The sequence below is a fragment of the Rhodococcus sp. GXMU-t2271 genome (genome assembly GCF_041414735.1).
GTDB lineage: Bacteria > Actinomycetota > Actinomycetes > Mycobacteriales > Mycobacteriaceae > Rhodococcus > Rhodococcus indonesiensis.
Map to the genome: position 1 here is coordinate 17052 of NZ_JAUIZP010000001.1, position 25459 is coordinate 42510.

Genomic DNA, 25459 nt, shown 5'->3' on the forward strand with positions numbered 1-25459 from the left:
GATGCGGGCCCCTGTCCGGGGCCCGCATCTCAGCCGCAGACCGCCCCGCCCGACGCCGACCCGACGAGCTTCGTGTACTTGGCCAGCACCCCGCGGGTGTACCGGGGAGGCAGCGGTTCCCACCCCTGCCGGCGGGACGCGAGTTCGTCCTCGTCGACCAGTACGTCCAGGGTGCCGTTCGCGACGTCCAGCCGGATCGGGTCGCCGTCGCGGACGAACGCGATCGGACCGCCGTCCACGGCTTCCGGCGCCACGTGCCCGACGCACAGCCCCGTCGTGCCGCCGGAGAACCGGCCGTCGGTGAGCAGCAGCACGTCCTTCCCGAGTCCGGCGCCCTTGATCGCGCCCGTGATGGCGAGCATCTCCCGCATTCCCGGCCCGCCCTTCGGGCCTTCGTACCGGATCACCACCACGTCGCCCGCCGTGATCGTGCCGTCCTCGAGGGCGTCCATCGCCGCCCGCTCGCGCTCGAAGACCCGGGCGGTGCCCTCGAACACCGACTCGTCGAATCCGGCGGACTTCACCACCGCTCCGCCCGGCGCGAGACTGCCCTTCAAGATCGTGATGCCACCCGTGGGATGGATGGGCTCGCCCAGTGCGCGCAGCACCTTTCCGTCCGGATCGGGCGGGGCGATCTCGGCCAGGTTCTCGGCGACGGTCCGCCCCGTGACGGTGAGGCAGTCGCCGTGCAGCAGGCCCGCGTCGAGCAGGGCCTTCATGATCACCGGGACTCCGCCGATGTGGTCGACATCCTTCATCACGTGCCGGCCGAACGGCTTGACGTCGGCCAGATGCGGAACCCGGGCACCGATGCGGGAGAAGTCGTCCAGCGTCAGCTCGACCCGCGCCTCGTGCGCGATCGCCAGCAGATGCAACACCGCGTTGGTCGACCCGCCGAACGCCATCACGACGGCGATCGCGTTCTCGAACGCCTCCTTGGTGAGGATGTCGGAGGCGGTGATGCCGCGGCGCAGCAGGTTCACCACGGCCTGGCCGCTGCGGCGGGCGTATCCGTCGCGACGGCGGTCCGTCGCCGGCGGGGCCGCGCTGCCCGGCAGCGACATACCGAGCGCCTCGGCTGCGCTCGCCATCGTGTTCGCCGTGTACATGCCGCCACACGCGCCCTCGCCGGGGCAGATGGCCCGCTCGATCGCGTCGACGTCCTCCCGGCTCATCAGTCCCCGGGCGCATGCGCCGACCGCTTCGAAGGCGTCGATGATCGTCACGTCGCGTTCGGAGCCGTCGGACAGCTTCGCGACGCCCGGCAGGATCGATCCCGCATAGAGGAAGACGGCCGCGAGGTCGAGACGCGCGGCGGCCATCAGCATCCCGGGCAGGGACTTGTCGCATCCGGCGAGCAGCACCGACCCGTCGAGCCGTTCCGCCTGCATGACGGTCTCCACGCTGTCGGCGATCACCTCGCGTGAGACGAGCGAGAAGTGCATCCCCTCGTGGCCCATCGAAATGCCGTCGGAGACGGAGATCGTGCCGAACTCGAGCGGGTAGCCGCCGGCGGCGTGCACGCCGTCCTTGACCGCCTGCGCCAGCCGATCCAGCGACAGGTTGCACGGGGTGATCTCGTTCCACGACGAGGCCACCCCGATCTGCGGCTTGTCCCAGTCGTCGTCGCCCATGCCGACGGCACGGAGCATGCCGCGCGCGGCGGTCTTCTCCAGCCCGTCGGTGACGTCGCGGCTGCGCGGCTTGACGTCCGGCTCGGTCACACCGCTCGCCTCGGGTGTCATCGCGCTGCTCCCCGCGGGTCGCGTCCGGTCAGCGCCAGCAACCGGTCCTGCAGGGGCGCGTCGTCCGGCATCGGGACGGGCGGCGCGAACAGCCCGCTCGCACCCAGCATGTCGCGCTGCGGTTGCAGGTCCTCCCACACCGCCGCCACCAGATCGGGGTCGAGGGTCTCGTCGGCGCCCACGGCCCGTGCCAGATCCCAGGTGTGGATCGCGATGTCGCTCACCTGCTGTCGCAGATAGTCCCGCGCGGGAACCATTCCGTACGACAGGTGCACCTGTCTGTCCGGATCGGTGGACGCCCACGCGACGGACGCGTCGACCGCGTGCCGGTCCCACTCGGCCGGCAGGTCGTCGCCGAGGGGGAGGAGATCGGCCTCCGCCTCGGCGATCGTCTTCCCGGCGAGGAGGGGCGGCACCCACCGTTGCTCGTCCACCACGTGCCGGACCAGCGTGGCGACGTCCCATTCGGTGTCGGGGGTGGGGGCGGACCAGTCGGTGACCGCCGAGAGCCGGTTCTCGAAACCCTGCCGGGCGATGCGCTGCAATTCGAGCCAGTCGTACGACATGGACTCAGCGTAGGCGGGTGGTGGCGACGGCACCGGGTTTCCCCGGACGTGCGCCGGATGCCGATGTTCGGAAGGATCGAGCGGGCGCACCCGGCGCGCATCCCGTTCGTCCGACATGCACTGGAGAATTCATGCCCGTCCCCACCGTCGCCCTCGCCCCCGGTCTGACCGTCAGTGCCCAGGGCTACGGCGCGATGTCCGTCTCGCCCGCCTACGGCCCGGTCGACCTCGACGAGGCCCTCGCCACGCTGCACCACGCGGTCGATCTCGGCATCACGTTCGTCGACACCGCCGACGTCTACGGCGACGGCACCAGCGAGCGGGTCGTCGGGAAGCTGCTGGAGGACCGCGGCGACGAAGTGCAGGTGGCCACCAAATTCGGTCTGGTCGGCGCGCTGGGGACCGGCAACCGCGGTATCGACGGCCGCCCCGAGTACGCGAAGCGGGCGATCGACGAGTCCCTGGGCCGGCTCGGGGTGGACAGCGTGGACCTGTACTACCTGCATCGCGTGGACCCGAACGTGCCGGTCGAGGACACCGTCGGCGCCCTCGCCGAGCTGGTGCAGGCCGGCAAGATCCGGCACATCGGCCTGTCCGAGGCCACCGGCGACGAGCTGCGGCGCGCGCACGCCGTGCACCCGATCTCCGCGATCCAGTCCGAATGGAGCATCGTTTCCCGCGACGTCGAGAAGAACGTGGTGCCCACGGCCGCCGAGCTGGGCATCGGATTCGTGCCGTACTCGCCGGTCAGCCGGGGCCTGCTCACCGACGACTTCGACGCCGGACAGATCGGCGACCGGGATCTGCGCCGGCGTTTCCCCCGGTTCGACGCCGACGCGCTGCCCGCCAACCTGCAGGTGCGGGCCGCGGTGCGCGCGGTCGCCGACGAGGCGGGGGCGACCGTCGCCCAGGTGGCGCTGGCGTGGCTCGACGCCAAGGCACGGCAGTTCGGATTGCCGTCGGTCGCGATCCCGGGCAGCCGCTACGCCGCACGCGTCACCGAGAACGCCGGCGCACTCGACGTGCGGCTCACCGACGAGCAGCTCGTCCGGCTCGACGCCCTCGCCGACACCGTCGTCGGTGGACGGGCCGCGGACCCGACCTGGGTGTCGTGGGGCCGCGAATGACTACCGGCCGGTAGACCCGTCGCCACGTAAAGTCGTTTCATCATGAAACGGGTGTGGTGGGTCTGGGGTGTCGGTGTCCTTGCCTATGTCGTGGCCGTCATGCATCGCACGTCGTTCGGCGTGTCCGGTCTCGCGGCCACCGAACGTTTCGACATCACTCCGGCCGTGCTCTCCGGATTCGTGGTCCTGCAGATCGTGGTGTACGCGAGCATGCAGATCCCGGCCGGGGTGTTGCTCGACCGGTTCGGGTCCCGGGTGATGATCGCCTCGGGTGCGGCGATCATGGCGTCGGCGCAGCTGGTGCTGGCGTTCACCGAATCCCTGCCCGCCGCCTACGCGGCCCGGGTCTTCGTCGGCGCGGGCGACGCGCTCACGTTCATCTCGGTGCTGCGCCTGGTACCGGTGTGGTTCGACGTGCGCCGGGTGCCGCTGGTCTCCCAGCTCACGGGAATTCTCGGGCAGCTGGGGCAGGTGCTCTCGGCGCTGCCCTTCGTGCTGATCCTGAACGGAGCGGGGTGGAGCGCGGCCTTCGCGAGTGCTGCGGCTCTCGGTGTGCTCGCGTGCGTGCTCGCCGTGGCCGTGGTGCGCGATGCCCCGCCCGGCGTGGTGGTGCGGACCGAGGCTGCCGGGATGCGGCAGGTGCTCGCGCAGATCGGGGTGGTGTGGCGCCGGCCGGGGACGCGGCTGGGGTTCTTCACCCACATGGGGACCCAATTCTCGATCACCACGTTCGCGTTGCTGTGGGGCGTGCCGTATCTCCAGTCGGCGCAGGGACTGTCCGCGGCGGCGGCCGGGTCGCTGCTCACCCTCTCCGTGGTCTCGGCGATCGCGGCCGGCCCGGTGCTCGGGATCCTCAGCGGCCGGTTCCCGCTGCACCGCTCGTGGCTGGTGCTGTCGATCATGGTGAGCAACGCGGTGATGTGGACGGTCGTGCTGCTGCTGCCGGCGCCGGCCCCGATGTGGCTGCTCGTCCTCCTGATCGTGACCATCTCGGTGGGCGGGCCCGGGTCTATGATCGGATTCGACTATGCGCGGACGTTCAACCCGAGCACCGCGCTCGGCACCGCCCAGGGCATGGTCAACATCGGCGGATTCCTGGCGTCCCTGCTGGTGATCCAGGCGATGGGGGTGATCCTGCAGCGTCTCGGCGGCTACACCTTCGAGGCGTTCCGGGTCGCTTGGCTGGCGCAGTATCCCGTGTGGGTCGTGGCGATCGTCGGGGTGCTCGTCACCCGCGGCAAGGCTCGCCGCGAGGCGGGGGTATCGCCGCGGACGTTGCGGCAGGTGCTGCGCGACGGTCGTCGCGCAGGGCCGGCGGAGTCGCCGACGCGCGTCGAGGAGGCTGGCGATGACGGGGATCGGACCCGAGCGGACTGACAGCCCCCGGCGGGACCCGGCTGGTGGCGGCAGAGCCGGCGGATTCGCCCTGGAGGACCTGCGGACCAAGATCGGAATCGTGCGGGACGAGTTCGTCGATCGTCACGGCTACGACCCGGTCGAACACGTCGAGTCGTGGACGGCCGGCGCCGCGTCGTCCGAGCTCGCCGGAATCCGCATCACGTGTGGAGTGAACGCCGACGTGTACCGGCTGCGGGATCTGCTCGCCGTCCGGCGGGACGTGCGGGTGGTGGAGGCCCGGGACTACATCAGACGCGCGGGTCCCGACGGGTACCGGGGTCTGTGCCTCGTCGTGGAGGTCCCGGTGACACGGTCGGACGGTGTGCGTGCGGTGCGCGTCGAGGTGCAGATCCGCACCGGGATCATGGAATCGTGGGAGTTCGTGGCGACCCGGCTCCGCACCGGATTCGCCGATCACCTGCCGCCGGAGATGCTCGACGAGCTGGGCGTGGCGGCCGAGCGTGCCCGCGACCTCGACTCGCGGATCGGCGCTCTGCACCGGCGCATGGAGGACCGCATCGCCGGGACGCAGCAGGAAGCGCCGCCGGCCTAGAGCCGGGCGTGCACCTGCGCGCGCAAAACCTTGTCGCGCGGGTACTTACGGGCGCATGCAGCACTACCCCGCGCGGGGACGACGACAGCACGGACCCCCGCCGGAGATCCGACGGGGGTCCGTGCTGTGGGGCTCAGTTGTAGCTGTAGAAGCCCTGGCCGGTCTTGCGGCCGAGACGGCCGGCGTCGACCATGCGGCGCAGCAGCGCCGGCGGCGCGTAGTGCGGCTCGGCGAACTCGTCGTACAGCGACTGGGCGGCGTTGAGCGTGATGTCGAGGCCGACGGTGTCGATGAGGGTGAGCGGGCCCATCGGGTAGCCGCAGCCGCCCTTCATCGCGGCGTCGATGTCTTCCTTCGTCGCATAGCCCGACTCGAGCATCCGCACGGCGGAGGTCAGGTACGGGATCAGCAGCGCGTTGACGATGAAGCCGGCGCGGTCGCCGGCGCGGACCGTCGTCTTGCCGAGGGTGTTCTTCACGTAGTCGAAGACGGCGTTCGCGGTCTCCTCCTCGGTGGTGAGCGCCGAGATGATCTCCACCAGCGGCATCACCGGCACCGGGTTGAAGAAGTGCACACCCACGACCCGACCCGGACGCGACGTCGCCTGGGCCATCTTGATCACCGGCAGCGACGAGGTGTTGGTCGCCAGGATGCCGGACGGCTTCACGACCGCGTCGAGCTTGGTGAAGATGTCGACCTTGAGCGACTCGATCTCGGGCGCCGCCTCGATGACGAGGTCGCGGTCGGCGAGGTCGGAGACGTCGGTAGTGACGCGGACCCGCGCGACGGCGGCGTCGGCCTCCTCCTGCGTGATCTTGCCGCGGGCGACGCCCTTGCCGATCGAGCCGGCGACGCGCTTGCGGGCCGCTTCGGCGAACTCCTCGCTGGTCTCGAGCACGATGACGTCGCTGCCGGCCTTGGCGCACACCTCGGCGATGCCGGCACCCATCGTGCCGCCACCGACCACGCCGATCAATTCCACTGCCACGGGGATTCTCCTCGTTACGAAGGTTGGACCAGGGTGAACTTACTGCCGCAGGGTCAGCGCAGCAGCGCGCGGGACATGACGACCCGCTGGATCTGGTTGGTTCCCTCGTAGATCTGGGTGATCTTGGCGTCGCGCATCATGCGCTCGACCGGGAAGTCGGTGGTGTATCCGGCGCCGCCGAACAGCTGCACGGCGTCGGTGGTGACCTCCATCGCGACGTCGGACGCGAAGCACTTGGCCGCGGAGGAGATGAAGCCGAGGTTCGGCTCGCCCCGCTCGGCGCGTGCCGCGGAGGTGTACACCATCAGCCGGGCGGCCTCGACCTTCATGGCCATGTCGGCGAGCATGAACTGCACGCCCTGGAAGTCGGAGATCGACTTGCCGAACTGCTTGCGGTCCTTGGTGTAGGCGATCGCGGCGTCGAGCGCGCCCTGCGCCAGGCCCACGGCCTGCGCACCGATGGTGGGCCGGGTGTGGTCGAGCGTGGCGAGGGCGGTCTTGAAGCCGGTACCGGGCTCGCCGATGATGCGGTCGCCGGGGATGCGGCAGTTCTCGAAGTACAGCTCGGCGGTCGGGGAGCCCTTGATGCCGAGCTTCTTCTCCTTCGGGCCGACCACGAAGCCCTCGTCGTCCTTGTGGACCATGAAGGCGGAGATGCCGTTGGCGCCCTTGTCGGGGTCGGTCACGGCCATGACGGTGTACCAGCTGGACTTGCCGCCGTTGGTGATCCAGCACTTCGAGCCGTTGAGGATCCAGTCCTCACCGTCGGCCTTGGCGCGGGTGCGCATGCTCGCGGCGTCGGAGCCGGCCTCACGCTCGGACAGGGCGTACGACGCCATCTCACCCTTGACGAGGTCGGGCAGCACCTTGCCCTTGAGCTCGTCGGACCCGGACAGGATCAGTCCCATGGTGCCGAGCTTGTTCACGGCGGGGATCAGCGAGGACGAGCCGCATACGCGGGCGACCTCCTCGATGACGATGCAGGTGGCGACGGAGTCGGCGCCGTCGCCACCGAACTCGGCCGGCACGTGGATCGCGTTCAGGCCGGACTTGTTGAGGGCGTCGAGCGCCTCCTGCGGGAAGCGTGAGTTCTCGTCGACGTCCTTGGCGAAGGGCGCGATCTCCTTCTCGGCCAGCGCGCGGATCGCGGCGCGAAGCTCGTCGTGCTCCTCGTTCAGCTTGAACAGACCGAACTCCGGGTTGAAGGCCATGACGGCGGACTCCTATCGGCACGCAGTGCCAGTATCTGAGTTGGTGTCGCATCCACCCTATCGGACGTAGGGCGCGCGACGTCATGAAATTGCATCAAGTGAAGCACGGCACTCAGTGCCAAGTCAATGGTTGCGCGGGTCGGAGGTTCACCCGGCGTCAGTCCGGTGCCGCCTCGAGCTGTGCCTGCACCCGGCGGGCGACCTCCGCCGGCGGGGTGCCCGGCGGATACGTCACGACCGTGATCGCCCGCTCGTCCGCGGCGGCAGCGACGCCGGGGGCCTCGCTCTGCCCCGGGGCGACACCGAACGAGCGTCGCACCTCGAGCAGCGCGCGGCGCAGTTCCTCCGCCGTCGCGGACTCGTCGCCGCGGATCATCGCGCGCAACAGGAAGTTGTGCGTCGCGGTCATCGCCGCCGCGAAGCTGACGATCCGCACCCCCGACTCCGACGGCACCGCGGAACGCAGGTAGTCGGTGAACAGCCGCTCGTAGCGGTACGTCGTGACCAGCTCCCGCTCGCGCAGCGCGGGCACCCGCTGCACCACCCGGTACCGCCACACCGCGAGCTCCCGCTTGTCCCGGAAGTGCCCGAACACCAGCTCGGCGGCCTCGGCCGTGGCCGCCCACGGATCGGCGAAGTGCCCCGACAGGTACCGCGCGACCTGCTCGAGCAGCGACTCGTGATCGGCGAAGATCACGTCCTCCTTCGAGCGGAACTGCCGGAAGAAGGTCCGGCGCGACACCCCCGCGGCCGACGCGATCTGCTCGACGGTGGTCGACTCGTAGCCGTACTCGGAGAACAGGCGGATCGCCTGCGTCACCACGTGCACCCGGAACTGAGCGGGATCGGGGCCGGTCGCGTCGATGCGGCGGGCGGAGTCGGGACCGAGTGCCATGGTTCTCAGTATCCAATCCGCCGCATCGAAGTCGAAACGGCCGCGCCGCCGGACCGGCGGCGCGGACGGCCTCAGGCCTGCGGCGAGTGCGCGGCCCGCAGCTCGAACTTGAGGATCTTGCCGGTCGGCGTGCGCGGCAGGTCCAGCGGGAACACGATCTCCCGCGGCACCTTGTACCCGGCGAGCAGCGTGCGGGTGTAGGAGATGAGCTCCTCCGCCGTGACGGTCTCGTCCTTCTTCAGGATCACGAACGCCTTGGGTCGCTCGCCCCACTTCTCGTCGGGCACGCCCACCACCGCGACGTCCAGCACCGCCGGATGGCTCACGATGGCCTGTTCGACCTCCACGGTGGAGATGTTCTCGCCGCCGGAGATGATGATGTCCTTCGCGCGGTCCTTGAGCTGGATGTAGCCGTCCGGGTACATCACGCCCAGGTCACCGGTGTGGAACCAGCCGCCCTCGAACGCCTTCGCCGTGGCTTCCGGATCCTTGAAGTAGCCCGCCATGACGTTGTTGCCGCGCAGCACGATCTCGCCCATCGTCTGCCCGTCGGCGGGCACGTCGTTCATGTTCGCGTCGACGACCCGGGCGTTCTCCGCCTGCAGCATGCCCACGCCCTGACGCGACAGCAGCGCCGCGCGTTCCTCGGCGGGTTTGTCGTCCCACGAGTCCTGGTACTCGCAGATCGTGTACGGCCCGTAGACCTCGGTCAGGCCGTACACGTGCACCACGGTCACGCCGATCTTCTCGAGCTGTGCGATCACCGTCGGCGACGGCGGCGCGCCCGCCGTGGTGATCCGCAGCGGCCGGTCCAGCCGGTGGGCCTGCGGGGCTTCGGCGATGGTCGAGCACACTGCCGGAGCGCCGCACAGGTTGGTGACCCCGAGGTTGTCGACGGCATCCCAGATCGCGTCCGCCCGCACGGCCCGCAGGCAGATGTGCGTACCGCCGGCCGCCGTGACGGCCCACGGCGTGCACCACCCGTTGCAGTGGAACATCGGCAGGGTCCACAGGTACTGCGTCTTCCCGTCGAACCCGTTGTGGAATGTCTCGCCGAAGGAATTGAGATACGCGCCGCGGTGCGTGTACATCACGCCCTTCGGCTTGCCGGTGGTGCCCGAGGTGTAGTTCAGGGTGATGACCTGCTCCTCGTCGTCGACGCCCCAGTGCAACGGGGTGCTGTCGAGGCCGTCGGCGGCGGCGAGGAACTCGTCGTACCGGGCGGTGACGATCCCGGCCGGAACGTCCGGGTACGGAACCGTCGAATCCGGCACCTCCACGACCTCGGTCAGCGACGGCACGCGGTCCGCGACGCCTGCGACCGAGCCGACGAACTCCGAGTCGACGAACAGCAGCGACGCCTCGGCGTGGCCGAGGATGTACTCGAGCTCGGGTCCGGCGAGCCGTGAGTTCAGCGCGATGAGCACACCACCGGCGAGAGGCACCGCGAAGTGCGCGATGAGCAGTTCCGGCACGTTCGGCGCCAGGAACGCCACCCGGTCGCCGGGCTGGATGCGGCTGCGCAGAACCCGTGCGAAGCGCTGTGCCTCGTCGGCGAACTGCGCGTACGTGTAGCGGCGGTCGCCGTGGATGATCGCGGTGCGATCGGGGAACACGGACGACGATCGTTCGAGGAACCGCAGGGGGCTGAGCGGGGTGTGGTTCGCCGTTCGGGCGGCGGCGCTGGACGTGAGGGTGGACGACGGGGTGGACACGGATACCTCCGGAACTTCGGCACTCGGTCGGTGTACGCCATTGTGATCGCTGCAACACCGGAACGGGTGGAGGCTATGGGTCACGGGAGATCCCCCGCTACCCTCCGAAGTGGGTATTCGTGGTCTCGGAGGTGGTTCCGGTGAGGTCTGTGTCGGCGAGGCTCGGGGCGTCGACTGCTGCGCCGACGGGCCGGCACGCGCAGCTGCGGCCGAGCGACGAGGACGCGCTGCGCGCCGAGCTGCGCCGCCTGCAGACCTTGACGGGGATGCCGGTGCTGTTCGGCGGCACCGTGCACGGCGGGGACATGCTGCTGTCCGGGTTCGTCGGCACGCGCAGTGGCATCCTCCGCGACCTGGTGATCAGCTCGGAGTGCGGGCTCGGCGGCAAGGTGGTCGCCGAGCAGCGGCCCGGGGCGGTGTCGGACTACTTCAACTCCCGTCAGATCTCCCACGAGTACGACCGCGAGGTCGCGGGGGAGGGCATCGAGTCGCTGCTCGCCGTGCCGGTGGTGGTGCGCCGCCGCACCCGCGCCGCCCTGTACGGCGGCCTGCGCACCAACCTGCCCATCGGCGACGTGGTCGTCGAGCAGGTGCTGCGCTCGGCCCGCACCCTCGCCCGCGAGATCGAGATCCGCGACGAGGTGGACCGGCGGGTCGCCCTCATCGACAACGCCCGTGCCGCCGCCCCGCCGGCCGTGTCCGCGGCGGTATCGGAGGGCATCACCGAGAGCTACCTGGCCCTGCGGGAGATCGCGGCACAGACGTCCGACCCTGCGATCGGAGCGCGCCTGCGTGAGGTCGAGGAGAAGCTGCGGACGCTGACCGGCGGGAATGCGGCACCGGCGGTGCGGCTGTCGGCGCGGGAGCGGGATGTGCTGGCGTACGTGGCGCTCGGGTGCCGCAACGCCGAGATCGCCGAGCGGCTGGCGCTGAGTGTGGAGACGGTCAAGAGCTACATGCGCAACCTGATGGGCAAGCTCGAGGTGGGCAGCCGGCACGAGGCGGTCGTCGAGGCCCGCCGGCAGGGCCTGCTGCCCTAGCAGGCGACGAGCGAGGCGCGTGGTCCGTGCGCGCGTCGCCGGTTCACACGTCCAGGGTCACCGAACACGACCATCCGTCCGGTCCGCGCCCGAGGCGTAGTCCGTGCAGCGAAACGGCCTTCGGGACCGCGCCCACCTGGGCCACCGTGGCGGCGTCGACCATCGAGAACCGCACCTCCGCCGTGCCGGCACCGGAGTCGACGACCACGTCGACCGGGACCTCGCCGGCCGCGTCGAGCAGATAGACGACCTCGTCGAGTACCGCGACGAGCAGGTCCTCGTCGCCGTCGGCTGTCAGCCGGCGGGTGCGTATCCGGGCCGGCCCGGCGGCGGAGATGTCGGCGAAGCTCGCGACGGCGCCGTGCACCGCCTGCGCGATGCACTCGTCACGGGTGGGTGCCCACGCCTCGATGCGCAGGTCCGCCGTGTGCGGCACCGACCGGTACCCGCTTTCGTTCATGACGCGCTCCTGTGCAGCGGGCACTGCAGATTCTATGGTGGAACGAAGCCGCCGACGTCGCGTTCTCCACCCCGGATCGGACAGTGATGAGGATCGTCGAGGAGACCCCGTACCGGTTCCGGATCGACCGGACCGGCGCGATGCGCGTACCCGGGATCGTCTTCGCGGCCCGGTCCCTGCTTCCCGCCGCGGAAGGAGACGAGGCGCTGACCCAGGTCGCGAACGTCGCGACCCTGCCGGGCATCGTCACTGCGTCGTTCGCCATGCCGGACGTGCACTGGGGTTACGGCTTTCCTATCGGTGGGGTCGCGGCGACGGACATCGACGACGGCGGCGTCGTCTCCCCCGGTGGGGTGGGCTTCGACATCTCGTGCGGCGTGCGGCTGCTGATCGCGCGTGACGCCGACCGGTCCGCGCTCGCGCCGCGCCTCGGGTTGCTGATGGACCGGCTCGGTCGCGTCGTGCCGCGTGGCATGCAGACCCGGGGCGTGTGGGAGCTGCCGAACCGCACCGTGCTGCACGAGGTGCTCGAGGGCGGCGCCCGATTCGCGGTGCAACAGGGGCACGGCGTCGTCCGCGATCTCGAGCGATGCGAGGACCGGGGCGTGTTGGACGGCGCCGACCCGGCCGCGGTGAGCGACCGGGCCGTCGAGCGGGGCCTCGGTCAGCTCGGCAGCCTGGGGTCGGGAAACCACTTCCTCGAGGTGCAGGCCGTCGAGCGGATCTTCGATCCGGACACCGCGCGGCCGATGGGTCTCGACGTGGGCACGGTGTGCGTGATGATCCATTGCGGGTCCCGCGGTCTCGGCCACCAGATCTGCACCGACCATGTGCGGGAGATGGGTAAGGCGATGGGCCGCTACGGGATTCACGTTCCCGACCGACAGCTGGCGTGCGTTCCGGTCCGGTCACCGGAGGGGGAGGCGTATCTCGGGGCGATGGTGGCGGCGGCCAACTACGGCCGGGCCAACCGGCAGTTGCTCACCGAGGCGGCCCGCCGGGTCTTCGAGGACACGGCCGGTACGACCCTCGACCTCCTCTACGACATCTCGCACAACCTCGCGAAACTCGAGCGGCACGAGGTCGACGGTCGCCTCCGCACCCTGTGCGTGCACCGCAAAGGCGCGACGCGGTCGCTGCCGCCCCGCCATCCCGACGTCCCCGCGGATCTGGTGGACGTGGGGCAGCCGGTGCTCATTCCCGGCACGATGGGCACCGCGTCGTACGTGGTCGCGGGCATCGCCGGGAACCCGGCGTTCTACTCCACCGCGCACGGCGCCGGCCGGGTGCAGAGCCGGCACCGCGCCGCCCGGCACACCGACGGCCGGGCGGTGCGCGACGCGCTCGAGTCCCACGGCGTGCTCGTGCGGGGGAGTTCGTGGCGGGGGCTGGCGGAGGAGAAGCCGCAGGCGTACAAGGACATCGACGCGGTGACGGAGGTCAGCGAGCGGGCGGGCCTGGCCCGTCGGGTCGCGCGGCTCGTGCCGCTCGGTGTCGTCAAGGGGTGAGCGCTCCGCCCTGACCGAATGTCACATTCGGTCGACTGCATCGACGCGATGTGACATTGGGTCACAACAGCTCTCAGGCGATCCCGCGAATCGGCCACTGCGGGTCCACGTCGGACACGTCGCGCCCGAGACCCGCGAGATACTCGGCGAAATTGCGTTGCCGCTCCGCGTGCCAGGCCGCCTGGTCCGTCATGATGTCCAGGTCGGCGAGCTGGGGGAAGCGGGTGCACAGCGCCCGCGCCAGTTGCCCCGCAGCGAGGGCGTCCGCCTCGGCCTGGTGAGCGGCGGTCAACGCGATGCCGTATGCCTCGCAGACCGCCTGCAGGGTGCGGCTGCCCTCGCGGTCGCGGTCCAGCTCGCGGTCGACGACGTACGGGTCAAACACCAGGCCCGTCTCGAGTCCCGGCAGACCCAGCCGGCGGCCCTCGGCATCGATCACCGTGAGGTCGTAACTGGCGTTGAACGCCACGACGATGTGATCACGGACCCATGCCTCGCACAGTGCCTCACGGATCCGGGTGTATCCGGTCGTGTACTCGAGGCCCTCCGCGCGCGCACGCTCCGTGGTCACACCGTGGATCGCCGACGTCTCCTCGGGGATCTCGATGCCCGGATCGAGCAACCATGTCCGCGACGAGACCGTGTCACCGTCGAGGACGACGACGGACGCGGTCACGATGCGCGCGATCCGCGGATCGCGGTCGGTGGTCTCGAGGTCGAACGCGCAGATCGGTCGATCGGGCCAGTGCGTCATCGGGGTCCTGTCGTCGGTCGGGCGGTCACGGCGATTGTGGCCGCACCCACCGACACGTCGCCGCAGCGCGAGCCCGGGGGACCGGACCGGCTGGCTCCGCACGGCCCGAGGGCGTACGCTGCTGGGGGTTCGTCGAGCCTCGGCGCGGTGCCGGGTGATGTGGAGGAGGTGGGACTCGCGATGCGCAGTCGACCTCCGAGTACCAGCTGACGGCAGCCCGTACGCGCCCTGTCGGTGCGCGACGGTTGCCGTCGCGTGTGTGTGCCCTACGGCGAATGTCCTCGCCGTCGCCCTCCGTGCCCCGAAAGGCCGTGCCGACATGCTGCCGAACCGTTCCGTCCGTGCCCTGCTGCCGCGTCGCTCCGTCCCGGCGACCGCCGACCCGTCCGCCGGTTTCGGCGCGTCCCTGAATCCCGCTGCCGCGCAGAGTTCCGGCCGTGACGGTGCGGCGCGGGCGGAGAACAGCATCGTCGACAGCGCGGTCTACCGGGACGGCCGCCGCGTCGCGTCGCCGGCGACACTCGCGCAGGCCCTCGACTGCCTGCCCGAGCCCGGGTCGATGGCCTGGATCGGGATGTACCGGCCCACCGACGCGCAACTTCACGCCGCCGCAGAGCAATTCGGGTTGCACGAGCTGGCCGTCGAGGATGCCATTGCCGCCCACCAGCGCCCGAAGCTCGAGCGTTACGGCGACACCCTGTTCGTCGTGCTGCGTGCCGCCCGCTACGTCGACGAATCCGAGCGCGTCGACTTCGGTGAGGTGCACGTCTTCGTCGGTCCGACGTTCGTACTGACGGTCCGGCACAGCGAATCGCCCGACCTGTCGGCGGTGCGGGACCGGATGGAGAGCGAGCCCGAGCTGCTGCGGCTGGGCCCCGAGGCGGTGCTCTACGCGATCCTCGACGCCGTCGTCGACGGGTACGCGCCGGTCGTCGCGGGCCTGCAGAACGACATCGACGAGATCGAGACCGAGGTGTTCAGCGGGGATCCCCGGGTCTCGCGCCGCATCTACGAGCTCTCCCGCGAGGTCATCGAGTTCCAGCGGGCGGCCAAGCCGCTGCTCACGGTGCTGTCCGGTCTGTCGTCGGGATTCGCCAAGTACCGTACCGACGACGAACTGCAGCGCTACCTGCGGGACGTCACCGACCACGCGACGACGGTCGTCGAGCAGGTAGACAGTTTCCGGCAGTTGCTCGGCAACATCCTCACGGTCAACGCGACACTGGTGTCGCAGATGCAGAACGAGGAGATGCGCAATCTGAGCCGGGCGAGCATCGAGCAGAACGAGGAGATCAAGCGCATCTCGGCGTGGGCGGCGATTCTGTTCGCGCCCACGCTGATCGGCACGGTCTACGGGATGAACTTCGACACCATGCCCGAATTGCATTGGGCCGCAGGTTATCCCATGGCCCTACTGATGATGGTCATGACGTGCGCGGGTCTCTACGCGATCTTCCGTCGCCGCGGCTGGCTGTAGCGGCCGCGGCGGGCGGCGACCTCAGAGCGTATCGGTGCAGACCACGAAACGACGCTCGCTGTAGACGAATCCACCCTCGGAGGTGGAGCAGTCGTTGACGTTGTCGGTGTTCTGCAGGATCTCGGTGACCTTCTCCGTCTCGGGGCCGGGCGCGGCGCAGTCGACGCGCTGCGGGTCTTCACCGGAGATGTCCATGCAGCTGCCGACCACCCAGTCGACGTCGAGGCACAGGGCGCCCACCTCGACTCCGCCGGAGGACTCGTAGTAGGTCTGGTCGGCGTCCGAGACGCACTGCTCGCTGGAGTCGACGATGTCGATCACCTTGTAGTTCGAGTCCATGCTGCCGCAGGTCGCGTTCTCGATGGTCGCGTCGTCGACGGTGCCACCGAGGCGCACGCAGTCACCGATCTCGACGTCGATGTCCAGGCCGGAGGAGCCGGGGGACGTCGGTGCCGAGGTGGTGGTGGTCGGACGGCCGGTGGTCGTCCGGGTATCCGATGCGCTCGCCGACGTGGTCTCGGACCCGGACTCGGGCACCGCCCGGGGCTCGACGTCCGATCCGCACGCGCCGAGCACCAGAGCCGCCGCGGCCAACGCAACGGCGGTGCCGCTCACCCGTCGAATGAGGTTCATGGGGGGAGAGCGTACGGAATGTCCGCCTCGGACGGTAACCGTAGGGCGATTTCTCACAGATCCGGCGGGCACGTGTCGGCCCCGGGTGCGACCATGAGCCGGTGCAGCTGCCAGTCGAACCGCCGATCGCACCGATGCTCGCCAAGGCCGTGCCCGAGGTTCCGGCCCAGCCCACCGACGGCGACCCCGAGTGGTCGTACGAGCCGAAGTGGGACGGCTTCCGGGCTGTGGTGTTCCGCGACGGCGACGAGGTGGTGCTGAGTTCGCGGGGCGGGAAGGATCTGGTGCGCTACTTCCCGGAGCTGACCGCTGCGGTGCGGGCGGAACTGCCCGCCCGGTGCGTGGTCGACGGGGAGATCGTGGTGCCGCGCCCGCACGACGGCCGGACCCGGCTCGACTGGCAGGCCCTGTCCGAGCGTATCCACCCGGCGGCGAGCCGCATCGCGCTGCTCGCCGAGCAGACCCCCGCACAGTTCGTCGGCTTCGATCTGCTCGCCCTCGGCGACGAGAACCTGATGGAGATGCCGTTCGCGCGTCGCCGGGAGCGGCTGCGGGCGGCGGTCGGTGGCGGCCCGAGCTGCCACGTCACCGCCGCCACCCTCGACGCACAGATCGCCGGCCGATGGTTCGCCGAGTTCGAGGGCGCCGGCCTCGACGGGGTCGTCGCCAAGCGTCTCGACGGACCCTACGTGCCCGACAAGCGGGAGATGCGCAAGGTCAAGCATGCCCGCACCGCCGACTGTGTGCTCATCGGCTACCGCCCGCACAAGAGCATCGACGGGGTCGGGTCCCTGCTGCTGGGGCTGTACGACGGCGGCGACGAACCGGTGATGGTCGGTGGCGCGTCGGCGTTCACCGTCGAGCAGCGCCAGGAGCTGCTCGCCGACCTCGCGCCGCTGCGGGTCGGTGCCGACGTCGTCGCCGAGGGCGAGCCGAGCCGGTGGCGGACGGCCGCGGACCGTCGATGGATACCGCTGCGGCCCGAGCGGGTGCTGGAGGTGGCCTACGACCAGATGGAGGGCAGTCAGGTGGCGGGCAGCGTGGGGGCCGGCCTGCGGTTCCGGCACGCGGCGCGGTTCCTGCGGTGGCGGCCCGACCGCGATCCGCGCAGCTGCACCTTCGAACAGTTGGATGTGCCGGTGCGGTACGACCTCGCCGACGTCCTCGACCGGACAGGAGTGTGATCTCCGGTGCCCGACGCGAAGCGTTCTCCCGCGGTGGAGCTGGACGTCGGCGGTGTGCCCGTCCGGCTGTCCAACCCCGACAAGGTCTACTTCCCCCGGCTCGGTGAGGCCGGCAGCAAGCGTCGACTCGTCGAGTACTACCGGACCGTCGCGACGGCCGGCTCGGCGCCGCTACTGCAGGCGCTGCAGGAGCGGCCGACGCATCTGCAGCGGTTCCCGGACGGGATCGAGGGCGAGGAGATCTACCAGAAGCGGGTGCCTGCGCGCCGGCCCGACCACGTCGCGACATGCGAGGTCACGTTCCCGTCCGGCCGGACCGCCGACGTGCTGCGGGTGCGCGCCGCCGCGGACGTCGTGTGGGCGGCGAACCTGGGCACCGTGACGTTCCATCCGTGGGCGGTGCGCTGCGGGGACGTCGACCGCCCGGACGAGTTGCGCATCGATCTGGACCCGCAGCCGGGGACCGCCTTCGACGATGCCCGTGCGGTCGCCCTCGAGGTGCTGCGGCCGCTGCTCGACGAACTGGGTCTGGTCGGGTTCCCGAAGACGTCGGGTGGCCGTGGCCTGCACGTGTACGTGCGCATCGTCCCGGAGTGGGACTTCGTCGGCGTGCGCCGCGCCGGCATCGCCCTGATGCGGGAGGTGGAACGTCGTAGCGGCGGACGGGCCACCACCGCGTGGTGGAAGGAGGAGCGTGGGCAGCGCATCTTCCTCGACTTCAACCAGAACGCCCGCGACAAGACGATCGCGTCGGCGTACTCGGTGCGGCGCACCCCGATCGCGACGGTGTCGACACCCCTGACGTGGGACGAACTCGTCGACGCCGACCCGGACGATTTCACGATCGCGACCGTGCCGGGGCTGCTCGAGCGCCGCGGCGACCCGATGGCCGCGATGGACGAGACCGCGCAGACCCTCGACGTGCTGCTCGAGATGGCCGAGCGGGACGCCGCCGCCGGTCTCGGCGACCTGCCCTACCCGCCCACCCACCCGAAGATGCCGGGCGAGCCGAAGCGGGTGCAGCCGTCGCGCGACACGGATCGCAAGCGGCCCGGGTAGGCATTTCCCCGGGGCGTAGTCACCGGAGCGGTGACGTCCCGTGACCGCATCGATGCCCGCCCACCCGGTGAACCGATGCGCGTCTCCGTAGACTCCCCTGAGGGGATTCGGTTTGCGGGGGACGAGGCCGGAGGAGGCAGTCACCGTGTCGGTGGTAGCGCATGCACGCAAGTCGGTTCGGGTGCTCGGCGGTGGTGCGGTGGTGGTCGCGGGTGTCGCGGCCGCACTCGTTGCGGCACCGTCCGCCCAGGCGGTGACGTGCGCCGCGCCTCCGGGTACGGCGACCTCGGTGACCCAGCTCGACGGGCGGACCGCGTGCGGTGCGGTCGCGGACGCACCGAGCGGCGCGTGGAGCTACGGCGACGGCGGAGTCGGCTTCGCCGATGCCCGCACCGGGGCACGGGTGCTCGCGGCCGGACTGTCCGGGGGTGCCGGAGCGGGCGAAGCCGCGGGAGGCCCCCTGGCCGCCGTCGGCTTCGGCGAGAACGCCCTGGCGCTGGGGATCGTCGAGGAGCCCGCGGCCGCGCTCGTCCTGGCCGGCCCGCAGTCCCAGGCGTTCATCGGTGACCTGCGCGATCCGGTGCTGTGCGAAGGGTCCGCCGCGACCGCGGTCAACCTCACGACGGGACGGGGCTGCGTCGTGCTGGGGACGTTCCGGTACGTCGCACCCTGACGGACCGTTCGGCAAAACCCGTTCGGGAACGGACGCTGCGACGTAGCCTGGCGGCACGATGTCGACTGGGAGGTACCACGGATGACAGCCCGACCGGTGCGGGGCGCGACGGCGGTCCAGGACCCGCCGCCGACCGAGATGCACGTCGACCGGCGATTCCTGCCGCTCGCGGATCGCTTCTTCGACCTGTACCGGCTGCCCCGGCACGGCGGCGGGGCCCTCACCGCCTACCTGGACGGCGAGAAAGTACTCGACATCTGGGCGGGCTGGGCCACCCGCGACCGGCGCTGGAACCGCGACACGGTGTCGCTGTCCTTCTCCACCGGCAAGGGCGTGGCGTCGACCGTGGTGCACCGGCTCGCAGAGCGCGGCCTGATCGACTACTTCGCGCCGGTCGCCCGGTACTGGCCGGAATTCGCGGCGGCCGGTAAGGAGCACGTCACCGTCGCGGACGTCCTCACCCACCGCGCCGGGCTGCACCGGGTACGCCACCTGCGGCCCGGCCGGATGGGCATCGTCGACTACGACGCGACGGTGCGTGCGCTGGCGGCGGCGCCGCCCGATCCCCGCCGGCTCAGCGGACCGGGGTACCACGCGGTGACCTACGGCTGGCTCGTCGCGGAGATCGTGCAGCGGGTGACCGGGCTGCCGTTCGTCGACGTCGTCCGGCAGGAGATCGCCGAACCCCTGGGCACCCCCGACTTCTGGTTCCGCGTTCCGGAGGACCAGCGTCACCGCATCGCCAAGCTGTTCCCGCGGATCAATCCCGCCGGACTGCACTGGGGGATGACCGCCTCGGTGCTGTCGCGGGTGAGCCTGACCCGCGGTCTCGCGGAGGCCGCGATGCCGGAGGAGTTCGACGAGCTGGTGCGTGATCCGTCGGTGCACGACGCGGTGATGCCCGGGTGGAACGGGGTGTTCTCGGCGCGGGCCCTGGCGCGGATGTACGGGGCGATCGCCGCGGGCGGCACGATCGACGGCGTGCAGTTCCTGAAACCGGAGACTGTCGAGGCCATGAACGAGGTCCGGGTGCGCGGGCGCGACTACGTGCTCGGCGTCCCGATGGCGTGGCGCCTCGGCTACCACCAGCCGGTGTTCGTCAGCCGGGAGCGGCCGCGTGGGGCGCTCGGCCACTACGGGGTCGGCGGTTCGGGCGCCTTCGCCGACCTCGACACCGGTCTGTCGCTCGCGTTCACGACGAATCGCCTGGGCAGCGGCCCGATCGCGCTGGGCGATCTGCGGCTCGCCCGACTGGGCGCGGTGGCCCGCGAGCTTGCCCGTCGCGCCTGAGGACGGCCACGAGTGTTCGAAGCAGTTCGATACGGAGGGAGCGAAGCTGTGAGCCACGTGTACCGGGTGATCGAGGTGGTGGGTTCGTCGACGGACAGCGTCGACGACGCGATCAAGCAGGCCGTCGCGCGGGCGGCGGAGACCACGCGTCATCTCGAGTGGTTCGAGATGATGAACGTCAGGGGCCACATCGACGACGGGGCCGTCGCGCACATCCAGGTGACCGTGAAGATCGGCTTCCGCATCGAGCCGAGCGACAGCTGACGCCCGGCGCGGGGGACACGCCGGGAGAGCAGGTGCAGCGAACCGGATCTCGACCGGAATTGGAACACGTTATAGTCTGAGTGGGTCGTCGAACCCCCGGCACTTCAGGCAGGTATCCACCGTGGTTTACGTGATCACCCAGGCGTGTTGCAACGATGCCTCGTGCGTCGAGGTCTGCCCCGTCAACTGCATCCACCCCACGCCCGACGAGGCGCCGTTCGCCACCACCGAGATGCTCTACATCGACCCGGACACCTGCATCGACTGCGGCGCGTGCGTGGACGAATGCCCGGTGGATGCGATCTACGCCGACAACGAACTCCCCGCCGAGCACGAGCCCTACCTGAAGATCGCCGAGGACTACTACCGGCGCTACCCGATCGGGCCGGACTGGCCCGAGGAACGCGACCGCACCAAGATCCCCGCCGAACTCGGCACCCTGCGGGTCGCGATCGTCGGTTCGGGTCCGTCTGCCTGCTACGCCGCGCTGGAGCTGACCGGCCGGGCCCGCGTCGAGGTCGACATCTTCGACCGCCTGCCCACCCCGTACGGACTCGTCCGCGCCGGTGTCGCCCCGGACCATCAGAGCACCAAGTCCGTCGGTGAGCTGTTCCGCAGCGCCCTCGGGCACAAGAGGAGCCAGTGCTGGTTCAACGTCGAGGTGGGCACCCACATCAGCCACGAGGAACTGCTCGCGCATCACCACGCGGTGATCTACGCCGTCGGTGCCGCCGGCGACCGGCACCTGGACGTCCCCGGCGAGGACCTGCCCGGCTCGCATGCCGCCACCGAGTTCGTCGCTTGGTACAACGGGCACCCCGACTACGCCGACCGCGCCTTCGACCTGTCCGGTGAACGCGCGGTGATCATCGGCAACGGCAACGTCGCCCTCGACGTGGCGCGGGCACTGGTCACCGACCCGGACGAGCTGGCGAAGACCGACATGGCCGACCACGCCGTCGCCGCCCTGCGCGCGTCGAACATCCGCGAGGTCGTCGTCGTGGGACGGCGCGGACCCGCCCAGGCCGCCTACACCAACCCGGAACTGCTGGCCCTCGGACAGCTCCCGGGCGTCGACCTCGTCGTCGACCCGGCCGAGGCCGAACTCGACCCGGCCAGCCAAGCCCTCGTCGACGACCCCGCCGTCGAACCGCGGATCGCACTGAAGGTCGAACAGGTCCAGGGCTTCGCCCGCCGGACCCCGACCGAGGGCAACAAGCGGATCGTGCTGCGCTTCCTCGCCGCACCCGTCGCGTTGAACGGTGACGGCCGGGTCGAGTCGATCACCCTCGAACGCACCGAACTCGCCGAGACCAACGGTCGCCTCGAGGCGCACCGCACCGGACGGACCGAGACCCTGTCCACGGGCCTGGTCCTGCGGTCGGTCGGTTACCGGGGGCATCCCGTCGCCGACCTGCCGTTCGACGAGACGCGCGGCATCCTCCCCAACGAGGAGGGCCGGGTCGTGGACCCGGAAACGAACGAGCCCCTGCCCGGGGTGTACACCGCGGGCTGGATCAAGCGCGGACCCACCGGCGTCATCGGCACCAACAAGCAGTGCTCCGCCCAGACCGTCGAGCACCTGGTCCAGGACTTCGTGGCCGGCCGCCTCGTGGCCCCCGTCGCCGACCGGGAGAAGCTCGCGGCGCTGATCTCCGAGCGCCGGCCGGAATACGTGGACTACCGGGGCTGGCAGCAGATCGACAAGCAGGAACGCGCCCGGGGCGGTGCTGCGGGCCGCTCCCGCGTGAAGTTCGTCGCTGTCGACGATCTCCTCGCTGCCTCCCGAATCGAGTCCTGACCTGGGGCCGAGCTCCCGGCGGGCGACCCGGACGGGCGCGGTCGAATTGCCCGCCCGCAGGTGTGCTGTGTCTAATGGGTTCGCCAAGTCGTCGCTGTCGGGGCGGACGTGGGTGCGACGGCACGAACGAACGATGGGTTGTCGAATGTTCGAGAACAAGGGTCGGCCGAGCAGTCGCGGCCGCGCCGGACGCTGGTCCGGTCGTGTCGTCACCGCGCTGGTGGGTGTCGGCGCCGCCACGCTCACCATGACGGGACCCGCCGCCGCGGTACCCCTGTGGCCCGGCGGACCCGAACTGCCGAGCGTGCAGGAACTCGTCGAACGGTTGCCGGGCCAGGCTCCGGAACCGGCCCCGTTCTCTGCGCCGTCGATCAACCCGTCGAACGGCGAGACCGTGGGCGTCGCGCAGCCGATCATCATCCGCTTCGACGAGCCGATCACCGACCGCGCCGCCGCCGAGCGGCACATCGAGGTCGAGGCCGACCCGCCCGTCGACGGGCACTTCTACTGGGCGTCGGACCGGCAGGTGCGCTGGCGTCCCTTCGAGTTCTGGCCCGCACACACCCAGGTCACCGTGAACGCCGGGGGCACGCAGTCGTCGTACACCGTCGGCGACGCGCTGATCACCGTCGCGGACGACGCCACCAAGACCATCACCGTCACCCGCAACGGTGAGGTCGTCAAAACCATGCCGACGTCGTTCGGCAAGCCGGGCTACGAGACGCCCAACGGCACCTACATCGTCGGCGAGAAGTTCCGCGACATGTACATGGACTCGTCCACGTACGGCGTGCCGGTGGACTCGCCCGAGGGGTACCGCACCTACGTCGAGTACGCGACCCGCATCTCCAACAGCGGCATCTTCGTGCATGCGGCGCCGTGGTCCGAGTGGGCGCAGGGCAGCACGAACGTCAGCCACGGCTGCCTGAACGTGAGCACCGAGGACGGCCGCTGGTTCTTCGAGAACGCCCGGAAGGGTGACCCGGTGATCGTGCAGAACACCGGTGGCGGCACCCTCAACGGCTGGGACGGCCTCGGCGACTGGAACCTCTAGTCGCACAACGGCCGGCGCCGGCGAGCACTTCGTGACCGCGAAGGTGGCGAGAGTACTCGTCGGCGCCAGACCGGCGTAACCTCCGGTTCGTTCGCGGCAGACACACTGCCGCAGTGCGCTCGAGTCCGGAAAGAGTACTGCCCCGAACCGACCGGGGTCCGTGGGGACGCCCCTGGGGCGACTACGCGCTGTTCGCCGCGCTGATCGGGCCGAATCTCGCGCTGCTGGTCCTGTTCACGTACCGGCCGCTCGTCGACAACATCCGACTGTCGTTCTTCGAGTGGAACATCTCGAGCCCCACCGCGACGTTCGTCGGACTCGGCAACTACCGCGAGTGGTTCGGCCGTGCCGACACCTGGCAGATCGTCGGCAACACCGTCGCCTTCACCGTCGCCACCGTCGCGGGATCCATGCTGCTCGGGCTGGCGCTGGCGCTCCTGCTGGATCGGAAACTGCTGGGCCGCAACCTTGTCCGGTCCGCGCTCTTCGCCCCGTTCGTCATCTCCGGTGCCGCGGTGGGGGTGGCGTTCCAGTTCGTGTTCGACCCCAACTTCGGCCTCGTCCAGGATCTGCTGGGCAGGCTGGGGCTGAACACCCCGGACTTCTACCAGGATCCGACCTGGGCGCTGGTGATGATCACCCTCACCTACCTGTGGAAGAACCTCGGCTACACGTTCGTGATCTATCTGGCGGCCCTGCAGGGCCTGCGTCCCGAACTGTCCGAGGCCGCCGCGATCGACGGCGCCTCGTCGTGGACCGCCTTCCGGCGCGTACTGCTGCCACAGCTCCGTCCCACCACGTACTTCCTGTCGATCACCGTACTGCTCAACTCCTTCCAGGTCTTCGACATCATCAACGTGATGACCCGGGGCGGACCGCTCGGCACCGGTACCACCACGATGGTCTACCAGGTCTACAACGAGTCCTTCCGGAACTTCCGGGCCGGCTACGGTGCCACCGTCGCGACGATCATGTTCCTCGTGCTGCTGGCCGTCACGGTCTACCAGGTGCGTCTGATGGACCGCGACGACGCGCCGCGCCCCGCCCGTCGTCCCCGGCGCGTGCGTGGGCGTGCCCGTGCGCATGCGACCGAATGTCACATTGGTTCGATTACATCGAACCAATGTGACATTCGGTCGGGCCGACGGGCGGGGGTTGCAGAATGACGACGCTGCTGGACCGTCAGGTCGCGCCCGCGGAACCGGAAGCGGCGCAGCCGTACCGGCGACGCGAGCGCACGATCCGGGTACTCGCCTACGCCGCGATGGTCGTGGCGCTGCTCGTCGTGGCGCTCCCGCTGTACTGGATCGTGGTGACCTCGTTCAAGCAGCGACCCGACATCTACACGCTGCCGGTCACCTGGTGGCCCGGCGTGTTCCATCCACAGAACTACACCGAGGCGGTCACCTCGGTGCCGTTCGGCACGTTCCTGCGGAACTCGCTGATCATCACCACGGTGCTGTCGAGCGTGAAGTTCGTCCTCGGCATCCTGAGCGCCTACGGTCTGGTGTTCCTGCGCTTCCCCGGCAAGAACCTCGTATTCCTCGGGATCGTCGCCGCGCTCATGGTGCCGAACCAGATCACCGTCATCTCCAACTACGCGCTGGTGGCGGAATGGGGATGGCGCAACACCTTCCAGGGGATCATCGTGCCGCTGGCAGGTGTGGCATTCGGAACGTTCCTGCTGCGCAACCACTTCCTGTCCATCCCCGCCGAGATCATCGAGGCGGCGCGGATGGACGGCGCCGGGCACGTCCGCCTGTTGTGGCGGGTGGTGCTACCGGTGTCCGGGCCGACCCTGGTCGCGTTCGCACTCATCACCGTGGTCAACGAATGGAACGAATACCTGTGGCCGTTTCTCATGGCCGACGACGCGTCCGTGGCGCCGCTGCCGATCGGGCTGACCCAGCTGCAGAACAACGACGGCGTCACCAACTGGGGACCGGTGATGGCCGGCACGGTGCTGGCCATGCTGCCGATCTTCGTGATCTTCCTTGCGCTGCAACGTCACATGATCAAGGGCCTCACCTCCGGTGCGGTCAAGGGCTGAACTCTCCTAGGAGC

General features: G+C 70.2%; 24 protein-coding genes. 15 read left to right on the plus strand and 9 right to left on the minus strand.

Annotated features, from left to right (window positions below):
* Positions 1 to 29: 29 nt before the first annotated feature.
* Positions 30 to 1745 (minus strand): dihydroxy-acid dehydratase, encoded by a 1716-nt coding sequence (ilvD, locus tag QYS60_RS00080; protein WP_371382069.1) that lies wholly within the window; start codon positions 1743 to 1745, stop codon positions 30 to 32.
* Entirely contained in the window at positions 1742 to 2311 is a 570-nt protein-coding gene (locus QYS60_RS00085) for a TIGR03086 family metal-binding protein (protein ID WP_371382070.1), read from the minus strand. The genes ilvD and QYS60_RS00085 overlap by 4 nt, the downstream gene beginning before the upstream one ends.
* 131 nt (positions 2312 to 2442) lie before the next feature.
* Between QYS60_RS00085 and QYS60_RS00090 the strand changes: the two genes are divergently transcribed.
* Genes QYS60_RS00090 through QYS60_RS00100 form a run of 3 tightly spaced genes read left to right on the plus strand, consistent with a single transcriptional unit; the run spans position 2443 to position 5389 of the window.
* On the plus strand, positions 2443 to 3438 hold the full coding sequence (locus QYS60_RS00090; RefSeq protein WP_371382071.1) for an aldo/keto reductase: 996 nt from the start codon (positions 2443 to 2445) through the stop codon (positions 3436 to 3438).
* 42 nt (positions 3439 to 3480) lie between these two features.
* Entirely contained in the window at positions 3481 to 4815 is a 1335-nt protein-coding gene (locus QYS60_RS00095) for a nitrate/nitrite transporter (RefSeq protein WP_054373786.1), read from the plus strand.
* The gene (locus tag QYS60_RS00100) at positions 4787 to 5389 is read left to right on the plus strand and encodes a GTP pyrophosphokinase family protein (protein ID WP_289381139.1); all 603 of its coding nucleotides are present in this window, start codon (positions 4787 to 4789) and stop codon (positions 5387 to 5389) included. The genes QYS60_RS00095 and QYS60_RS00100 overlap by 29 nt, the downstream gene beginning before the upstream one ends.
* Before the next feature lie 133 nt (positions 5390 to 5522).
* On the opposite strand, the gene QYS60_RS00105 is transcribed toward QYS60_RS00100, so the two are convergent.
* From QYS60_RS00105 to QYS60_RS00120, 4 genes are all read right to left on the minus strand, one after another.
* Complete coding sequence (locus QYS60_RS00105; protein ID WP_289381160.1) at positions 5523 to 6371, minus strand: 3-hydroxybutyryl-CoA dehydrogenase; 849 nt, start codon at positions 6369 to 6371, stop codon at positions 5523 to 5525.
* 59 nt (positions 6372 to 6430) lie between these two features.
* The gene (locus QYS60_RS00110; protein WP_003934862.1) at positions 6431 to 7588 is read right to left on the minus strand and encodes an acyl-CoA dehydrogenase; all 1158 of its coding nucleotides are present in this window, start codon (positions 7586 to 7588) and stop codon (positions 6431 to 6433) included.
* Between the two features lie 157 nt (positions 7589 to 7745).
* Positions 7746 to 8483 carry a TetR family transcriptional regulator gene (locus QYS60_RS00115; RefSeq protein WP_003934861.1) on the minus strand — a complete coding sequence of 246 codons (738 nt, stop codon included), beginning with the start codon at positions 8481 to 8483 and terminating at the stop codon, positions 7746 to 7748.
* Positions 8484 to 8554: 71 nt separating this feature from the next.
* On the minus strand, positions 8555 to 10198 hold the full coding sequence (locus tag QYS60_RS00120; protein ID WP_289381142.1) for an acyl--CoA ligase family protein: 1644 nt from the start codon (positions 10196 to 10198) through the stop codon (positions 8555 to 8557).
* A 149-nt stretch (positions 10199 to 10347) separates the two neighbouring features.
* On the opposite strand from QYS60_RS00120, the gene QYS60_RS00125 reads away from it, so the two are divergent.
* Positions 10348 to 11238: a LuxR C-terminal-related transcriptional regulator gene (locus tag QYS60_RS00125; protein ID WP_289381162.1), complete on the plus strand. Its 891-nt coding sequence runs from the start codon at positions 10348 to 10350 to the stop codon at positions 11236 to 11238.
* A 43-nt stretch (positions 11239 to 11281) separates the two neighbouring features.
* Here QYS60_RS00125 and QYS60_RS00130 read toward each other — a convergent pair whose 3' ends face one another.
* Complete coding sequence (locus tag QYS60_RS00130) at positions 11282 to 11698, minus strand: archease (RefSeq protein WP_289381144.1); 417 nt, start codon at positions 11696 to 11698, stop codon at positions 11282 to 11284.
* Between the two features lie 86 nt (positions 11699 to 11784).
* On the opposite strand from QYS60_RS00130, the gene QYS60_RS00135 reads away from it, so the two are divergent.
* Positions 11785 to 13206, plus strand: a complete 1422-nt coding sequence (locus QYS60_RS00135) for an RtcB family protein (RefSeq protein WP_371382072.1) — start codon at positions 11785 to 11787, stop codon at positions 13204 to 13206.
* Positions 13207 to 13279: 73 nt separating this feature from the next.
* On the opposite strand, the gene QYS60_RS00140 is transcribed toward QYS60_RS00135, so the two are convergent.
* Positions 13280 to 13960, minus strand: coding sequence for a 3'-5' exonuclease (locus QYS60_RS00140; protein ID WP_054372549.1), 681 nt, complete (start codon positions 13958 to 13960; stop codon positions 13280 to 13282).
* 319 nt (positions 13961 to 14279) lie between these two features.
* On the opposite strand from QYS60_RS00140, the gene corA reads away from it, so the two are divergent.
* The gene (corA, locus tag QYS60_RS00145) at positions 14280 to 15437 is read left to right on the plus strand and encodes a magnesium/cobalt transporter CorA (RefSeq protein WP_371382073.1); all 1158 of its coding nucleotides are present in this window, start codon (positions 14280 to 14282) and stop codon (positions 15435 to 15437) included.
* A gap of 21 nt (positions 15438 to 15458) precedes the next feature.
* Here corA and QYS60_RS00150 read toward each other — a convergent pair whose 3' ends face one another.
* A complete protein-coding gene (locus QYS60_RS00150; RefSeq protein WP_054372547.1) occupies positions 15459 to 16070 on the minus strand; it encodes a hypothetical protein in 612 nt (203 codons plus the stop codon).
* A gap of 101 nt (positions 16071 to 16171) precedes the next feature.
* Here QYS60_RS00150 and QYS60_RS00155 point away from each other — a divergent pair, with 101 nt between their 5' ends.
* The 9 genes from QYS60_RS00155 to QYS60_RS00195 all read left to right on the plus strand — a co-directional run bounded on the left by QYS60_RS00155 (position 16172) and on the right by QYS60_RS00195 (position 25445).
* Positions 16172 to 17254 carry an ATP-dependent DNA ligase gene (locus tag QYS60_RS00155; protein WP_289381155.1) on the plus strand — a complete coding sequence of 361 codons (1083 nt, stop codon included), beginning with the start codon at positions 16172 to 16174 and terminating at the stop codon, positions 17252 to 17254.
* Positions 17255 to 17260: 6 nt separating this feature from the next.
* Complete coding sequence (locus QYS60_RS00160) at positions 17261 to 18313, plus strand: DNA polymerase domain-containing protein (protein ID WP_003934850.1); 1053 nt, start codon at positions 17261 to 17263, stop codon at positions 18311 to 18313.
* A 145-nt stretch (positions 18314 to 18458) separates the two neighbouring features.
* Positions 18459 to 18986 carry a DUF6764 family protein gene (locus tag QYS60_RS00165; protein ID WP_003934849.1) on the plus strand — a complete coding sequence of 176 codons (528 nt, stop codon included), beginning with the start codon at positions 18459 to 18461 and terminating at the stop codon, positions 18984 to 18986.
* An 81-nt stretch (positions 18987 to 19067) separates the two neighbouring features.
* Positions 19068 to 20276 carry a serine hydrolase domain-containing protein gene (locus tag QYS60_RS00170; protein WP_371382074.1) on the plus strand — a complete coding sequence of 403 codons (1209 nt, stop codon included), beginning with the start codon at positions 19068 to 19070 and terminating at the stop codon, positions 20274 to 20276.
* A 48-nt stretch (positions 20277 to 20324) separates the two neighbouring features.
* The gene (locus QYS60_RS00175) at positions 20325 to 20540 is read left to right on the plus strand and encodes a dodecin (RefSeq protein ID WP_003934847.1); all 216 of its coding nucleotides are present in this window, start codon (positions 20325 to 20327) and stop codon (positions 20538 to 20540) included.
* A gap of 121 nt (positions 20541 to 20661) precedes the next feature.
* Positions 20662 to 22341, plus strand: a complete 1680-nt coding sequence (locus tag QYS60_RS00180) for a 4Fe-4S binding protein (RefSeq protein WP_371382075.1) — start codon at positions 20662 to 20664, stop codon at positions 22339 to 22341.
* Positions 22342 to 22486: 145 nt separating this feature from the next.
* Positions 22487 to 23395, plus strand: coding sequence for an Ig-like domain-containing protein (locus tag QYS60_RS00185; RefSeq protein WP_054372542.1), 909 nt, complete (start codon positions 22487 to 22489; stop codon positions 23393 to 23395).
* 113 nt (positions 23396 to 23508) lie between these two features.
* Positions 23509 to 24561, plus strand: coding sequence for a carbohydrate ABC transporter permease (locus QYS60_RS00190; RefSeq protein ID WP_371382076.1), 1053 nt, complete (start codon positions 23509 to 23511; stop codon positions 24559 to 24561).
* Entirely contained in the window at positions 24558 to 25445 is an 888-nt protein-coding gene (locus tag QYS60_RS00195; RefSeq protein ID WP_371382077.1) for a carbohydrate ABC transporter permease, read from the plus strand. The genes QYS60_RS00190 and QYS60_RS00195 overlap by 4 nt, the downstream gene beginning before the upstream one ends.
* The last annotated feature ends 14 nt before the right edge of the window (positions 25446 to 25459 follow it).

Bases quoted from the DNA above. Each gene is read 5' to 3' on its own strand.
- ilvD (WP_371382069.1), bottom strand. From the start codon at position 1,745: ATGACACCCGAGGCGAGCGGTGTGACCGAGCCGGACGTCAAGCCGCGC.
- QYS60_RS00085 (WP_371382070.1), bottom strand. From the start codon at position 2,311: ATGTCGTACGACTGGCTCGAATTGCAGCGCATCGCCCGGCAGGGTTTC.
- QYS60_RS00090 (WP_371382071.1), top strand. From the start codon at position 2,443: ATGCCCGTCCCCACCGTCGCCCTCGCCCCCGGTCTGACCGTCAGTGCC.
- QYS60_RS00095 (WP_054373786.1), top strand. From the start codon at position 3,481: ATGAAACGGGTGTGGTGGGTCTGGGGTGTCGGTGTCCTTGCCTATGTC.
- QYS60_RS00100 (WP_289381139.1), top strand. From the start codon at position 4,787: ATGACGGGGATCGGACCCGAGCGGACTGACAGCCCCCGGCGGGACCCG.
- QYS60_RS00110 (WP_003934862.1), bottom strand. From the start codon at position 7,588: ATGGCCTTCAACCCGGAGTTCGGTCTGTTCAAGCTGAACGAGGAGCAC.
- QYS60_RS00115 (WP_003934861.1), bottom strand. From the start codon at position 8,483: ATGGCACTCGGTCCCGACTCCGCCCGCCGCATCGACGCGACCGGCCCC.
- QYS60_RS00130 (WP_289381144.1), bottom strand. From the start codon at position 11,698: ATGAACGAAAGCGGGTACCGGTCGGTGCCGCACACGGCGGACCTGCGC.
- QYS60_RS00135 (WP_371382072.1), top strand. From the start codon at position 11,785: ATGAGGATCGTCGAGGAGACCCCGTACCGGTTCCGGATCGACCGGACC.
- QYS60_RS00140 (WP_054372549.1), bottom strand. From the start codon at position 13,960: ATGACGCACTGGCCCGATCGACCGATCTGCGCGTTCGACCTCGAGACC.
- corA (WP_371382073.1), top strand. From the start codon at position 14,280: ATGCTGCCGAACCGTTCCGTCCGTGCCCTGCTGCCGCGTCGCTCCGTC.
- QYS60_RS00150 (WP_054372547.1), bottom strand. From the start codon at position 16,070: ATGAACCTCATTCGACGGGTGAGCGGCACCGCCGTTGCGTTGGCCGCG.
- QYS60_RS00170 (WP_371382074.1), top strand. From the start codon at position 19,068: ATGACAGCCCGACCGGTGCGGGGCGCGACGGCGGTCCAGGACCCGCCG.
- QYS60_RS00185 (WP_054372542.1), top strand. From the start codon at position 22,487: ATGTTCGAGAACAAGGGTCGGCCGAGCAGTCGCGGCCGCGCCGGACGC.
- QYS60_RS00195 (WP_371382077.1), top strand. From the start codon at position 24,558: ATGACGACGCTGCTGGACCGTCAGGTCGCGCCCGCGGAACCGGAAGCG.